Origin of the sequence: Methylobacterium sp. 285MFTsu5.1, assembly GCF_000383455.1 — a bacterium.
In the GTDB taxonomy this organism is placed as follows: domain Bacteria; phylum Pseudomonadota; class Alphaproteobacteria; order Rhizobiales; family Beijerinckiaceae; genus Methylobacterium.
In genome coordinates, this window is sequence record NZ_KB911308.1 from 1 (window position 1) to 13,508 (window position 13,508).

Sequence of the window (13,508 nt, forward strand, 5' to 3'; positions counted from 1 at the left end):
CTGCCGGCCCATTTCGCGTGAGCGAGACGGGCCCGGCGGCCGTCTCGCCCACCGTCGCCGCCTGAACGCGCGCCGAACGGTTCCGCGGCGCAGCGTGACTCTTCGCACCGCACGCAGCCGGCCGATCCGGCATCATCATTGCAGTTGGTGATCCCGGGTCTCGCCCGAGACCCGCTGCTCGATGAGAGGCGTGCACGACATGGTCCTGAAGGGCTTCTCCTACGCGATGATCGGCGCCTTCCTGGGCGGCCTCGCGATGACGGTGACCGGCTCGGCCGGGGTGCTGATGGGCTTCTGAGCCGCGGCGGTCCTCGGGGCCGCCCGGGCGACGGACTGCCCGAACGGACGGCGTGAGCGGCGGGGCGAGAGCCCCGCCGTTCCCGTATGCGGACCCGGACGATGCCGCGGTTCGGGTCGAGGCCGCGCTCACGCGACCGGGTCATCCCATCCGATGGCGCGGCGCAGGAAGGTGAGCCCCAGCGCCCGGAACGCCGCCGTCTGCTCGCTGTCCTTGCCGGCGCCGTGCCCGCCGGTCGCGGGCTCGTAGAAGGCGACGTCGCAGCCGAGGACGCGGAGCTTCTGCGCCATCTTCCGCGCGTGGCCTGGATGGACCCGGTCGTCGCCGCGGCTCGTGGCCAGCAGGATCGGCGGGTAGGCCCGCCCGGCCTCGGCGGCGTGGTAGGCGGAGATGCCGGACAGGAACGCCCAGTCCTGCGGGTCGTCCGGATCGCCGTACTCCGCGATCCAGCTCGCGCCGGCCAGGAGCTTCGTGTAGCGGCGCATGTCGATCAGCGGGATCGTGCAGGCCAGCGCCCCGAACCGCTCCGGGTAGCGGGTGAGCATGTTGGCGATCAGCAGGCCTCCGTTCGAGCCGCCCTCGGCCGCGATCCGCCCCGGCCGCGTCACGCCGCGGGCCACGAGATCGGCGGCCACCGCGGCGAAGTCGTCGTGCGCCCGGGCCTTGCCCTCGCGCCGGCCCGCGTGGTGCCAGCGGGTGCCGAACTCGCCGCCGCCGCGGATGTTGGCGGTCACGCAGGTGCCGCCCCGCTCCAGCCAGAGCTTGCCCAGCACGGGCTGGTAATCCGGCAGGCGCGAGAGCCCGAACCCGCCATAGGCCGTCAGGTAGACGGGGGCCGCACCGGTCTCGGCTTCCGGCCCGACCTGAACGTAGGGCACGCGCGTCTCGTCCGCCGACACGGCCTCGTGGCGCGTCACCCGGATGCCGCGCGCGTCGAAGGCCGGGGGCGCCCGACGCAGGACGGCCGGGGCGTCGAGCGCGGGCGGGAAGGCGAGCAGCGCCGGCGGCGTCACCGGATCGTGGGCCAGCGCCAGCAGGGCTCCGTCCGCCCGCTCCGGATCGCCGTCGAGGGGCCAGAGATGGACGGAACCCAGGGCGGGCAACCCAGCGAGGGGCCGCTCGGTCCAGCCGCCCGGCCCCGGCTCGAAGACCCGGTAGGTGGGGCGCAGGTCCTCGAGCACGTCCACGATCAGCCGCCCGGCCGACCAGAACACCCTCTGCAGGGCGAGCCGCGCGTCCGGCTGCCAGAGGACCGTGAAGGCGCGGCCTCCCGCCAGCAGGTCGGGGAGCGCGATCGCCAGCACCGTGTCGGTGTCGTGCGCGACGCCGTCCACCGTCCAGGGCCGCCGCAGCCGCACGGACAGGTGGTCGCGGTGCAGCTGGACCCCGGCATGCGTGGGCAGGTCGAGGCGCGCGCGCAGGCCGCCGCGATCGCCGATATGGACAGCCGCGTCGAAGAAGCCGAGCTGCTCGACGACCGTGATCCGCTCGGTCCCGGTCTGCCGGTCGGACGCGCCCCAGACCGCCATGCTGGTCTCGGCGGTCTCGAACAGGACGGACGCGTCGCGCGGGTCCGTGCCGCGCGGCCAGAGCCGGACGGTGCGCGCGTAACCGGACCGCGTGGCCATGCCCGGGCCGAGGGCGCTCGACAGGAGCACCGTCTCGCGATCGAGCCACGTCGCGCCGCCCTTGCCCTCGGGCAGGACGAAGCCGTCGGCCACGAAGGTGCGGGTGTCCAGATCGAACTCGCGGATCACGGCCGCGTCCTTGCCGCCGCGGCTGAGGCGCACGAGGGCGCGATCGAGCGCGTCCCTGAGGATCGTCGCCCCGGCCCAGACCCAGTCCTCGCCCTCCGTCGCCGCGAGATGGTCGAGATCGAGCAGGATCTCCCAGTCCGGGACCGCGGCGCGGTAGCCGGCCGCGTCGACGCGCCGCCACAGGCCGCGCGGATGCGCGCCGTCCGTCCAGAAATTGTAGAGCCAGCTGCCGAAGCGCTGGACGAACGGGATGCGGTCCGGCCGGTCGAGGAGGTCCCGGGCGATGTCGCGGTCGCGGAGGAAGCCGGCATCGCCGTAGCGGGCGAGCGTCTCCGCGTTGCGTGCCTCGACCCAGGCGAGCGCGTCGGGCCCGTCGACCTCCTCCAGCCAGAGGTACGGATCGTCGTCGGGCCGCGCGAGGGTCGGCCTGGGGTCGGGGTGGGGGTCGGTTGCCGCGGACATCAGTGGGACCGTAGCCCCTGCGCGCCACCCTCGATAGGCGCGCGGCATTCCCCCGATGAGCGGTCAATCGTCTCGGACGCGCAGATGTTCGCATGCCTCGCGCAGGTGGAAAGGACGATCCGGACACGCGGATCAGGACGTTTCCGCATGCGGGCGGCCGATCCCCCTCCCGAACGTCGCCGCCGCGCGCGCCGTCGACTCGGCCGGCAGGCCGCGCGGGTCTCTCGGGCGCATCTATACTTATCTTTCCAGCGCCATTCGGACCATATCAGATCTTTGACTGTTTTCGCTTTTATCAAATCAGCACATATGCCTTGCATTCGCACCGATCATGGTATTCAATGATGGTTCTGTCGCGTACGGTCTGGTTCGTGCTCTGAGTCCCCATGGCCTTACCGGGGGTCGCTGCGATGCGCGTCGTCGAACAGGGGTTGCGCAGGTCTCGGCTCGCCGAGACGGCGATGGTCGGCGTCGCGGGCACCGCCGTCCTGGTCTCGGGTTGTCTCGGCATCTCGCCCGGATGGGCGGTGGACGCGGACGCGGTCGTCGGGACCTGGCGCCTCGCCGCGGCCACGCGCCGGATCGTGGACACGGGCGAGACGATCGACGCCTACGGCGGCCCGAAGCCGACCGGCTGGATCCATTACGGCCGCGACGGGCGCATGATGGTGGTCTGCGCCCACGAAGGCCGGGAGCGGCCGATCGCCAACGACAAGATGTCCGACGCGGACCGGATCAAGCTCCACAAGACCTTCTTCGCCTATGCCGGGACCTACCGGCTCGAGGGCGACCGGATCGTCCACGACATCGACACGTCCTGGAACGAGGCCTGGACCGGGACCTCCCAGGTCCGGCACGTCGCGCAGGAGAACGGGCGGCTCGTCCTCACGACGGTGCCGTTCAAGTTCAACGTCGACGGCAGGATGAGCGTCATCACCCTAACCTGGGAGAAATACCCTTAGTCAAGATCCGGAGCTCCCGCGCCTTCGCACCGTGATCGACCAGAACACTTCACGATGGAGGAAGACATGCTGCGTCCCCACGTCCTGCACGCGACCGTATTCGCTGTCGCCCTGATGACGCCGAGCCTGTGCCGGTCGGACACCGTCCAGGCCGACGCGCAGAGCGCCGCGAGCCAGTGGGACGCGGCGTATAACGGCGGCGACATGGACGCGCTGGCCAAGCTCTACACGCCCGACGCGATCGTCGTCACGAAGGGCGCGCCGCAGACCAGCGACGGCATCCAGAAGTTCTTCGCCGGGCTGAAGGCGAAGGGATGGGACGAGCACAAGACGACGGTCAAATCCGCGCTGCCGAAGGACAACCTGCTCATCGTGTCCGGCCGCTGGGAGATGACCGGCCCCGGGGACGGGGGCGCGAAGAAGAAGTTCGAGGGCAACTGGGTGAACGTGCTGGAGAAGCGCGACGGCGCCTGGCGCACGGTCCTGCACACCTGGAACTGATCGCTCCGCCCGGCCGGGGGACGGCCGGGCGGAGCGCCTCCCGGTCTCAGTGGATCGGGCGCGGAACCGTGCCCCGCGCCCGGGCGGCCGGGCCGCCCTCGGCCGGCGCCACGCCGGCCTCCAGGCTCTCCAGGCTCTGGCTGCGCGGCTCGACGCCGAACGCCGCGACCGCCACGATCTGCAGGGCGAGCAGCCCGATCATCAGGCCGGTCACGCCCGCGATGCCGTAGGTCTCGAACAGGGTAACGACCAGGAAGGGCGTCACGATGGTCGCCCCGCGCCCGACCGTGTTGCACAGGCCCGAGGCCCGCAGGCGCACTTCGGTCGGGAACAGCTCGGGGATGTAGATCCCGAACAGCAGGGCCACCAGCACGTAGATCGGCACCGTCAGCCCGAACCCGACCAGCGGCAGCAGGACCGGGTCCAGGGTCATCGGGTAGAGGATCCCGAACAGGATGGCCGTCGCCGAGGCGCCGATGATCGTCGGCTTGCGGCCCCAGCGGTCGGCGGTCAGGGCGCCGATGGCGCTGCCCACCGGCGCGCCGAGCCCCATCAGCAGCGCGTAGCCGAAGGAGGTCGCCACCGAGAGGCCCTGCCGAATGAAGAAGGTCGGCAGCCAGGTCACGAAGCCGTACAGCAGGGTGTTGATCACCACGAGGCACAGGCAGCCCAGCAGCAGGCGCGACAGCAGCGGCGGCCGGAACAGGGCGGCGAGCCCGAGCTGCGTGACGGGCGCCGCGGCGGCGGCGGGCGGCAGCGGCGCGCCGCGGGCCGCCTCGGCCTCGATCGCGCGCATCAGCGCCTCGGCCTCGGCGTGGCGCCCCACGGCCTCGAGCCAGCGCGGCGATTCCGGCAGGCTCTTGCGGGCGTACCAGACGGCGAGCGCCCCGAGGCCGCCCAGCGCGAACATCGCCCGCCAGCCGAAGGTCGGGATGATCAGGTAGCCGATCAGGGAGGCGGCCGGCAGGCCCGTGACGACGAACACCGCCATGAGGCCGAGGAAGCGCCCGCGCGAGCGCGCCGGCACGAACTCGGTCATGGTCGAGTAGCCCACGACGTTCTCGGCCCCGAGCCCCACGCCCATGATGAAGCGCAGCACGATCAGCACCGTCATGTTGGGCGCGAAGGCCGCCCCGATGGCGGCCAGCCCGAAGACCAGGAGGTTCGCCTGGTAGGTGAAGCGCCGCCCGTAGCGGTCGCCGAAGAAGCCCGTGAGGAACGAGCCCGCCATCATCCCCACGAAGGTGGCCGAGACGAACCACGCGTTCTGCGGCAGGGTCGAGAAGCCGCTCTTCAGGGTCGCGCCGAGCACGGTGGCGGCGATGTAGATGTCGAACCCGTCGAAGAACATGCCGATCCCGATCAGCCACATGATGCGGCGGTGGAACGGGCCGATCGGCAGGCGGTCGAGGCGGCCTCCGGCGTTGACCGCCGGGCTCACGGCTTCGGACATGGGGCGTTTCCTTCCTCGGGTTCGGGGCCGGCGCGGAAGGGGTCCGTCTGGCGCGGACCTCGCATCCCCCGCGCCGCCGGACGTCAGTTCAGGCGGCGCTGGCCGGCCGTGTCGCGGTACCAGTCGAAGGGCCCGTCGCCGGTGGCGACCATCACGCTCTTCACGTCGAAATGGTCGTTGAAGCTCTCGATCCCGCACTCGCGGCCGAGCCCGCTGTCGCCGACCCCGCCCCAGGGCGAGGCCGGGTCGAGGCGGTGGTGGTCGTTGATCCAGACGATGCCGGCCTTGACCGCGTGCGCCACCCGGTGGGCCCGGGCGACGTCGCGGGTGCGCACGGCCGCGGCGAGGCCGAAGGGCGAGTCGTTGGCCAGCCGGAGCGCGTCGGCCTCGTCCTCGAAGCGGGTGACGCTGGTGAAGGGCCCGAACACCTCCTCCTGGAAGATGCGCATGTCGGCGGTGACGTCCGCGAACACGGTGGGCTCCACGAAGTAGCCGCCCTCGAAGCCCGGCACCCGGGCCGCCCGCCCGCCCGCCACCGCGCGGGCGCCCTGGTCGCGGCCGTAGCCGGCATAGGCCAGCACCCGCTCGCGCTGGCGCTCGGAGATGACTGGCCCGAGCTGGGTCGCCGGGTCGAAGGGATCGCCGAGGCGGATCGCGGCGGTCTTGGCGGCGAGCCGCTCGACGAACTCGTCGTAGATCGAGGCCTGGACGAGGTGGCGGCTGCCGCACACGCAGGTCTGGCCGGCGCCGATGAAGGCGCCGAAGGCCGCGTAGTTCACCGCCCGCTCGACGTCGAAGTCGTCGAACACCATCACGGGGGTCTTGCCGCCGAGCTCCATGGTCTGGTGGGCGAAGACCTTCGCGGCGGCCGAGCCGGCGATCCGGCCGGCCTCGGTGCCGCCGGTGAGCACGAGCTTGTTGATGTCGCCGTGCTCGGCCAGCGCCTTGCCGGTCGAGGCGCCAAGCCCCAGCACGATGTTGAACACGCCCGGCGGCAGGCCGGCCTCGGTGAAGATCTGCGCGAGCTTCAGGGTCGTGAGCGGCGTGTACTCGGAGGGCTTGACCACCGTGGTGCAGCCGGTGGCGAGCACCACCGCCAGCGACTTGCACAGGATCATCAGCGGGTGGTTGAACGGCGTACAGTTCGCCACCACGCCGATCGGGGTGCGGCGGGTGTAGTTGAGGTAGTTGCCCTCGACCGGGATGACGTCGTCGCGCCGCGCCAGCGCCACGCCCGCGAAGTAGCGGAAGAAGTCCGGCAGCCGCGAGAGCTGCGCCCGGGTCTCGTTGACCGGCCGGCCGTTGTTGGTGGTCTCCAGCCGGTAGAGCGTGTCGAGGTTGGCCTCGAACGCGTCGGCGAGCCTGTTCACCAGCCGGGCGCGCGCCCGGATGTCCATCCCGCCCCATTCCCGGCCCTCGAAGGCCGCCCGGGCCGCGCGCATCGCCCGGTCGACGTCGGCCGGCCCCGAATTGGGGATCCGGGCGATCACCGCGCCGGTGGCGGGGTTGCGCACGTCGATCAGCGCGCCGTCGCCGGCCTCGACCTCGCGCCCGTCGATGAAGTTGCCCCGTGTCTCGACGGTCGGTTCCGGCGCGTGCAGGGTCATGGCGTCTCTCCCGTGTCGGGTCCGTTGTCGGGCCGGGTCGGGCCCGGTGTCGTGTTCCACCGCGTCCCTCGGCTCCGCGCCGGGCGCGACCTCGTTCAGAGGACGATCGCGCTGCGTTCCAGGGCGGTCAGGATGCGGCGCTCGGCCTGGGCGACGTGCGCGCGCACGAGGCGGCGCGCCCCGCGCCCGTCGCGGCGCTGCACGGCGTCGATGATGGCGGCGTGCTCGTCCACCAGCTGCGCCGGGTCGCGCCCGCGGATACCGTCGAGGCTGACCCGGACCAGCCGGTCCGCCTGCTCGACGAGGTCGCGCACGGTCGCGGCCATGCGGCGGTTCCCCGACGCCTCGGCGAGGGCGATGTGGAAGGCGCGGTTCTCCGCGATGAAGTCGGCGCCGTCCGCGACGGCGCGGAACGCGTCGAGGGACGCCAGGACGGAAGCGGGCGCGCCGGCCGCGGCCTCGGCCGCGCAGGCCGGCTCCAGAGCGAGGCGCATGCGCAGCAGATCGCGCGCGTCCGCCACCGAAATCGCGTTGATCTGATATCCCTGACGCGCGTGAACCGTGACGAGCCGCTCGCGCTCCAGGCGCAGCAGCGCCTCCCGGACCGGCTGCCGGCTCACGGCGTAGCGCTGGGCCAGTTCCTGCTCGCGCACCTCCGCGCCGGGGCGCAGGACGCAGGCCAGGATGTCGGCGCGGATCGCCGCGTAGATGTTGTCTCGGAGCAGCACGCACGACCTCGTTCGATCGACACATGCTGCCATTCGTGAAATATCACGTCAACCGGATTGCGAGCGAACGCGTCGGATGCGACAGCGTCGTGGAGCCGCCGGCAGAGGCGGCGGGGGAGGTCTCGGATGCATGCGATGTTCGCGGATGGCCAGGTCGCGGTGACCCTGTCCGGCGAGGGCCCGCCCCTCGTCCTGCTGCACTCGCTGCTCGCCGACCGGACGAGCTTCGACCGGGTCACCCCGGCGCTCGGCCGCGACTTCCGGCTCCTCGTCCCCGACCTGCCTGGGTTCGGCGCCTCCGCGCCCGCGCCGGGCGGCCTCGAGGCCGTCGCCGACCGGGTCGGCGCGGCATTGCGCGCGGCGACCGGGGGCCGGCCAGCGGCCGGGCTGGGCAACGGCTACGGCGGCTTCGTGCTGCTGCTCTGCGCCCTGCGCCACCCCGACCTCTTCGACCGGCTCGTCTTCGCCGATTGCGGCGCCTGCTTCCCGGAGCCCGGCCGGGCCGCGTTCCGCGGCATGGCCGGCGCGGCGGCCGAGAAGGGGCTCGCGGCGCTCGCCGACACGGCCATGCGCCGGCTGTTCGCGCCCGCGTTCCAGGCCGCGCACCCGGACCTGATGGCCGAGCGCCGGGCCGCCTTCCTGCGCACGGACGTCGACGTGTTCCGGGCGGCCTGCGCGGCCCTGGCCGGCCTCGACCTGCGCGCGCGCCTCTCAGAGATCCGCGCGCCGGCGCTGGTGCTCGTCGGGGAGGAGGACGAGGCGACCCCGCCGGCCATGGCGCGCGAGCTCGCGGCCGGGCTGCCGGACGCGCGGTTCGTGACGCTGCCGGACTGCGCCCACGTCCCGCAGCTCCAGGCCCCCGAGCTGTTCGCCCGCGAGGTCCTGGCGTTTCTCCGGCCGGGTTCCGCCTGAGCGGACGCGCGGAACGGTGCTAGGTTCGGCCGCTCCGGCGGGGTCGGCGGCCCCGATCCGCGCGGCCGCGGCGGCGCGCCATCCAGCGAGACGGACATGAAGACATTTTTCGTGCAGATCAAATGCGAGATCGGCAAGACTTACGCCGCGTCCGACGCGCTCGTCGCGATGGAGATCGCGTCCGAGATCTACTCCACGGCCGGACGGTTCGACATCATGGCCAAGTTCCACGTGGACAACGGCGTCGATATCGGGCTGTTCGTGAACGACTTCCTCCTGCGCCTCGACGGCGTGAAGGATTCCGAGACGATCATCGCCTTCAAGGCCTTCCACTGACGCGCCCGACCGGGACCGGCGGCCGGCCCCGCGCGCCGCGGACGTCCGGGGCGGCCCGGCTCAGCGGACGCGCGACGGGTCGATCACCAGGAAGTACTCGCACGCCTCCGTGCCGACGTTGGTGAAGGCGTGCCCGGCATCGGCCTCGAAATACAGGCTGTCGCCGGTCTCCATGATGACCGCGCGCTCGCCGATCACCGCCCGCAGGCGGCCGCGCAGGACGTAGATGTACTCGGACACGCCGCGGCGATGGGCGGTGAACTCGCCGGTGCTGGCGCCCGGCGGCAGCGTGTTGAGCACCCAGTCGATGCCGCGCCCGGGCAGGACCGGCGAGATGCAGCGCCGCAGGTAGCCGGACGCCTCGTCGCGCAGGATCGGCTGGCGGCTCGCCGGGATGACCAGGATCTCGCGCTCCGTCGCGGGCGCCATCAGCCGCGAGAAGGTGACGCCGAGCGCCTCCGCGAGGCGGGACAGCACCACCGTCGACGGCACGGCCTCGGAGCGCTCGATCTTGGAGATCATCGAGCGGCTGACGCCCGAGCGCGCCGCCAGCGTCTCCAGCGACAGGCCCTGCTCCCTGCGGCGCCGCCGGATCTCCTCGGCGATGTGGATCTGCGGGGACGTCTCCGTCGCTGCCGGGTCCGCCCCGATGATCGTCCTCGCCGTCATGCCCCGTCTTCCGCGCCCGCGTCCGGGCCGCGCGACCGGGGCGCGGCACCGAGAGAGTCGCCCCCGCCTAGCGCAGGGGCTGCCGAAATGCACCTTGCGCCGCACCTTGCGCCGAAGCGCACTCCGGAACGCGCGTCGCCGGGCTGGCACGCCGCTTGCCTCCACAAGAATGGATTTTTATCCATCACAGTGGAGGATGTGCCGTGGCCGATACCGCGTTGCCCCTTGAGGCGTCCCCGGCTCTCGATGCCGGCCCGGTGCCGGTCGCCGACCGGCGCCAGATCGTCTGGTCGAGCGTCATCGGGACGACGGTCGAGTGGTACGACTTCCTGATCTACGGGACGGCCACGGCGCTCGTGTTCAACAAGCTGTTCTTCCCGAGCTTCGACCCGCTGGTCGGCACCATCGCGGCGTTCGGCTCCTACGCGGTGGGCTTCCTGGCGCGCCCCCTGGGCGGCGTCATCTTCGGGCATTTCGGCGACAAGATCGGCCGCAAGGCGATGCTGTCCCTGACCATCATCATCATGGGCCTCGGCACGTTCCTGATCGGATGCCTGCCGACCTACGCGCAGATCGGCATCTGGGCCCCGATCCTGCTCGTGGCGCTGCGCCTGGTCCAGGGCATCGGGATCGGCGGCGAGTGGGGCGGCGCGGTCCTGATGGTGGTGGAGAGCGTCCCGGCGGAGCGGCGCGGCTACTTCGGCAGCATCGTCCAGCTCGGCTACCCCCTCGGCGTCATCGCGTCGATCGGGGCCTTCGCGCTGTGCGGCTTCCTGCCGGAGGCGGACTTCCTCGCCTGGGGCTGGCGGATCCCGTTCCTGGCCAGCGCGCTGCTGGTCGGCCTCGGGCTGTTCATCCGCCTGCGCCTGCACGAGACGCCCGCGTTCCAGCGGGTGAAGCGGCGGTCCGCCGTGGCGCGGCTGCCGGTCATGGAGATCCTCACCGAGCACCCGCGCACCTTCCTGAAGGCCGTGGGCCTCAAGGTCTCCGAGATCGCCTACGTCAGCGTCGTGACCGTGTTCTCGATCTCCTACGTGACCGGCCAGCTCGGGCTGTCGCGCAGCATCATCCTGAACGGCATCCTGGTGGCGGCGGTGATCGAGCTCTTCACCCTGCCGGCCTTCGGCTGGCTGTCGGACCGCTACGGCCGCCGGACCCTGTTCGTCGCCGCCTGCCTGTTCTCGATCGCCTTCGCGTTCCCGCTGTTCACCCTGCTCGACACGCGCGACCCAACGATCATCACCCTGACCGTCGCGGTGGCCCTGAGCTTCGGCCAGGGGATCATGTTCGGCACCGGCGCCGCCTGGATGTCCGAGCTGTTCGACGCGCGCCTGCGCTACAGCGGCGCCTCGCTGGGCTTCCAGGTGGGCGCGGCCCTCAGCGGCGGCTTCACCCCGCTGATCGCCGCGGCCCTGCTGGGCTGGAGTTCCGGCGCGACCTGGCCGATCTCCGTCTACCTGATCGCCCTCGCCTGCATCACCCTGACGGCGACGCTCCTCGCCCCGGAGACGGCGCGCAAGCCGATCGACTGACCGGATGAGCCGCCCCGGACGCGCGCGGCGGCTTCCCATACAGTGGATTATCGTCCACTATCTGAAACAGACCGACGCGAGATCGACCGCATGACGAAGCACACCATACGCACCGAGAAGGCCGCTCCGACGGTCGGGCCCTACGCACAGGGGATCCGGGCCGGCGGGCTGGTCTTCGCCTCCGGACAGCTGCCGATCGATCCCGCCACCGGCGCGTTCCCGGACGGGATCGAGGCGCAGACCCGGCGGTCCCTCGCCAACCTCGCCGCCGTGCTCGAGGCGGGCGGCGCCAGCCTCGCGAGCGTCGTGAAGACGACCGTGTTCCTCAAGGACATGGCGGAGTTCGCCGCGATGAACGCGGTCTATGCCGAGCACTTCCCGGGCGAGGCCCCGGCCCGCTCCACGGTCGAGGTCGCGCGCCTGCCGCGCGACGCCCGGGTCGAGATCGAGGCGATCGCGCTCGCCACGGAGGCCGCATGACAACCGAGGCGACCAGCACGATGACCGGCGAGACCGCACCCCGCATGGTCGAGGCCTTCGCGCACGCGGCCGGATCGGCCGCCGTCCGGGTTCCGGGCGGCGCCGCCGGCTGGGTCGGCAGCCTGACCCACATCCACATCGCCCCCGCGGCGAGCTACGAGATGGAGGAGGTGTCCGAGGCCGTGTGCGTGGCAGGCCGCGGGATCGAGGGCGACCGCTACTTCCTCGGCACCGGCACCTACTCGCCCAAGCCCGACGTGCGCGAGGTCACGCTGATCGAGCAGGAGGCCCTCGACGCCCTCAACCGCAACGACCCGCCGCTGCAGGAGGGGCCGCTGCGCCTCCTGCCGGGGGACCATCGGCGCAACCTCACGGTGCGCGGCGTGCCGCTCAACCACTTGGTCGGCCGGCGCTTCCGGGTCGGCGCGGTGATCCTGCGGGGCGGGCGCCTCAACTTCCCCTGCCGCTATCTCGAGGAGTTGCTCGGAATGCCGGTCTACCTGCCGCTCTACAACCGCTCGGGCCTGAACTGCGGGATCGAGAGCGGCGGCGTGATCCGGCCCGGCGATGCGATCGCGCTGCTGGACTGACGGAGCTGCGCGCGATGACGGCCCGCCTGATCATGAAGCTGCGCGTCGCCGACGCGGTCGCGACGACGCCGGAGGTGCTGCACCTCGGTCTGGTCCATCCCGCGCGCCCGGAACTCCCCGCCTGGACGGCCGGCGCCCATGTCGACCTGCGCCTGCCGGACGGGCGGGTGCGGCAGTACTCGCTGTGCGGCGACCCGGCCGACCGGAGCCGCTATGAGATCGCGATCAAGCGGGAGGCGGCCGGCCGGGGCGGCTCGGCCTGGGCGCACGAGACGCTCGCGCCCGGGGCGTTCGCCCACGTCTCGGCGCCCCGCAACAACTTCCCCCTCGACCCCGAGGCGCGCCGCCACCTGCTCGTGGCCGGCGGGATCGGGGTGACGCCCCTGCTCGCCATGGCGCGCGCGCTCGCCGCGTCGGGAGCGGAGTTCGCGTTCCACCTCTGCGCCCCCTCCCCCGAGGCGGCGCCGCTGCTGGCAGCGGTGCGGGCGGTCTGCGGGCCGCGCCTCCGGTGCTGGTTCGGGTCCGAGGGGCGGCGCTTCGACCCCGACGCCCTCGGCCCGGCCGAGACCGGGACCCACGCCTACGCCTGCGGGCCGCGGCGCCTCATGGACGCGGTCCAGGAGGGCCTGGTCGCGCGGGGCTGGCCCGCCGAGCGGGTGCACAGCGAGCATTTCGAGCCGCTGCGCGACGAGGGCTTCGTACCGGAGCCGTTCGAGGCGCGCATCGCCTCCACCGGGCAGGTGCTCCACGTGCCCGCCGACCGGTCGCTGCTCGACGTGCTGCGCGGCGCGGGGCTTGACCTGCCCTCCTCCTGCGAGCTCGGCGTCTGCGGCGCTTGCGAGTGCGGCTATCGCGACGGCGCGGTCCTCCACCGCGACGCGGTCCTGCCGCTCGCCAAGCGCCGGAGCCGCATGATGCCCTGCGTCTCACGTGCGCGGGACGCCGTGACGCTCGAGCTCTGACGGCCGGACCCGCGCTGCGGCGTTATCAGACGTGTGGCCCCGCGCGGGCGACGACGCCGGCCGCCTCGCCGCGCGGCCCGCGCGACCGTGAGCTGCGCCAGCGCGCCGCACGATTCGGATCAGCGAACCTCACGCGGCGGATGGCGATGCCGCTCGGGCTGGGTTAGCCCGCCTCGACAGTGCCATCGCCGTGGGGCAGTGCCCCGCCCGCCAAGAGGAGGTTGTGAGAATGAGCCGATCCACGCTGTCCATCAGCGCC

The 13,508-nt window shown here is 72.5% G+C and carries 13 protein-coding genes; 8 read left to right on the forward strand and 5 right to left on the reverse strand.

From position 1 onward, the window contains the following. Window positions 1–426 precede the first annotated feature (426 nt). Window positions 427–2,517, reverse strand: coding sequence for a prolyl oligopeptidase family serine peptidase (locus tag H288_RS0129440; RefSeq protein ID WP_020096168.1), 2,091 nt, complete (start codon window positions 2,515–2,517; stop codon window positions 427–429). Between the two features lie 410 nt (window positions 2,518–2,927). Here H288_RS0129440 and H288_RS0129445 point away from each other — a divergent pair, with 410 nt between their 5' ends. Further along, the gene (locus H288_RS0129445) at window positions 2,928–3,479 is read left to right on the forward strand and encodes a lipocalin-like domain-containing protein (protein WP_103986146.1); all 552 of its coding nucleotides are present in this window, start codon (window positions 2,928–2,930) and stop codon (window positions 3,477–3,479) included. 66 nt (window positions 3,480–3,545) lie between these two features. After that, a complete protein-coding gene (locus H288_RS0129450) occupies window positions 3,546–3,980 on the forward strand; it encodes an SgcJ/EcaC family oxidoreductase (RefSeq protein ID WP_020096170.1) in 435 nt (144 codons plus the stop codon). A 46-nt stretch (window positions 3,981–4,026) separates the two neighbouring features. On the opposite strand, the gene H288_RS0129455 is transcribed toward H288_RS0129450, so the two are convergent. The 3 genes from H288_RS0129455 to H288_RS0129465 all read right to left on the reverse strand — a co-directional run bounded on the left by H288_RS0129455 (window position 4,027) and on the right by H288_RS0129465 (window position 7,768). Continuing rightward, window positions 4,027–5,433 (reverse strand): MFS transporter, encoded by a 1,407-nt coding sequence (locus H288_RS0129455; RefSeq protein ID WP_020096171.1) that lies wholly within the window; start codon window positions 5,431–5,433, stop codon window positions 4,027–4,029. Window positions 5,434–5,516: 83 nt separating this feature from the next. Continuing rightward, entirely contained in the window at window positions 5,517–7,040 is a 1,524-nt protein-coding gene (locus tag H288_RS0129460; protein WP_020096172.1) for an aldehyde dehydrogenase, read from the reverse strand. Window positions 7,041–7,135: 95 nt separating this feature from the next. Then, on the reverse strand, window positions 7,136–7,768 hold the full coding sequence (locus tag H288_RS0129465) for a GntR family transcriptional regulator (protein WP_020096173.1): 633 nt from the start codon (window positions 7,766–7,768) through the stop codon (window positions 7,136–7,138). Between the two features lie 126 nt (window positions 7,769–7,894). On the opposite strand from H288_RS0129465, the gene H288_RS0129470 reads away from it, so the two are divergent. After that, entirely contained in the window at window positions 7,895–8,680 is a 786-nt protein-coding gene (locus tag H288_RS0129470; RefSeq protein WP_026605415.1) for an alpha/beta fold hydrolase, read from the forward strand. 96 nt (window positions 8,681–8,776) lie between these two features. Next, a complete protein-coding gene (locus tag H288_RS0129475) occupies window positions 8,777–9,016 on the forward strand; it encodes an Lrp/AsnC ligand binding domain-containing protein (protein ID WP_020096175.1) in 240 nt (79 codons plus the stop codon). Between the two features lie 60 nt (window positions 9,017–9,076). Here H288_RS0129475 and H288_RS0129480 read toward each other — a convergent pair whose 3' ends face one another. Then, window positions 9,077–9,685: an XRE family transcriptional regulator gene (locus H288_RS0129480; protein WP_020096176.1), complete on the reverse strand. Its 609-nt coding sequence runs from the start codon at window positions 9,683–9,685 to the stop codon at window positions 9,077–9,079. A gap of 257 nt (window positions 9,686–9,942) precedes the next feature. Here H288_RS0129480 and H288_RS0129485 point away from each other — a divergent pair, with 257 nt between their 5' ends. From H288_RS0129485 to H288_RS0129500, 4 genes are all read left to right on the forward strand, one after another. Then, window positions 9,943–11,217: an MFS transporter gene (locus H288_RS0129485; RefSeq protein ID WP_020096177.1), complete on the forward strand. Its 1,275-nt coding sequence runs from the start codon at window positions 9,943–9,945 to the stop codon at window positions 11,215–11,217. 90 nt (window positions 11,218–11,307) lie between these two features. Next, window positions 11,308–11,697 (forward strand): Rid family detoxifying hydrolase, encoded by a 390-nt coding sequence (locus H288_RS0129490; RefSeq protein ID WP_020096178.1) that lies wholly within the window; start codon window positions 11,308–11,310, stop codon window positions 11,695–11,697. Between the two features lie 20 nt (window positions 11,698–11,717). Continuing rightward, a complete protein-coding gene (locus H288_RS0129495; RefSeq protein WP_026605417.1) occupies window positions 11,718–12,287 on the forward strand; it encodes an MOSC domain-containing protein in 570 nt (189 codons plus the stop codon). 14 nt (window positions 12,288–12,301) lie between these two features. After that, on the forward strand, window positions 12,302–13,249 hold the full coding sequence (locus tag H288_RS0129500; RefSeq protein WP_020096180.1) for a PDR/VanB family oxidoreductase: 948 nt from the start codon (window positions 12,302–12,304) through the stop codon (window positions 13,247–13,249). Window positions 13,250–13,508: the final 259 nt, after the last annotated feature.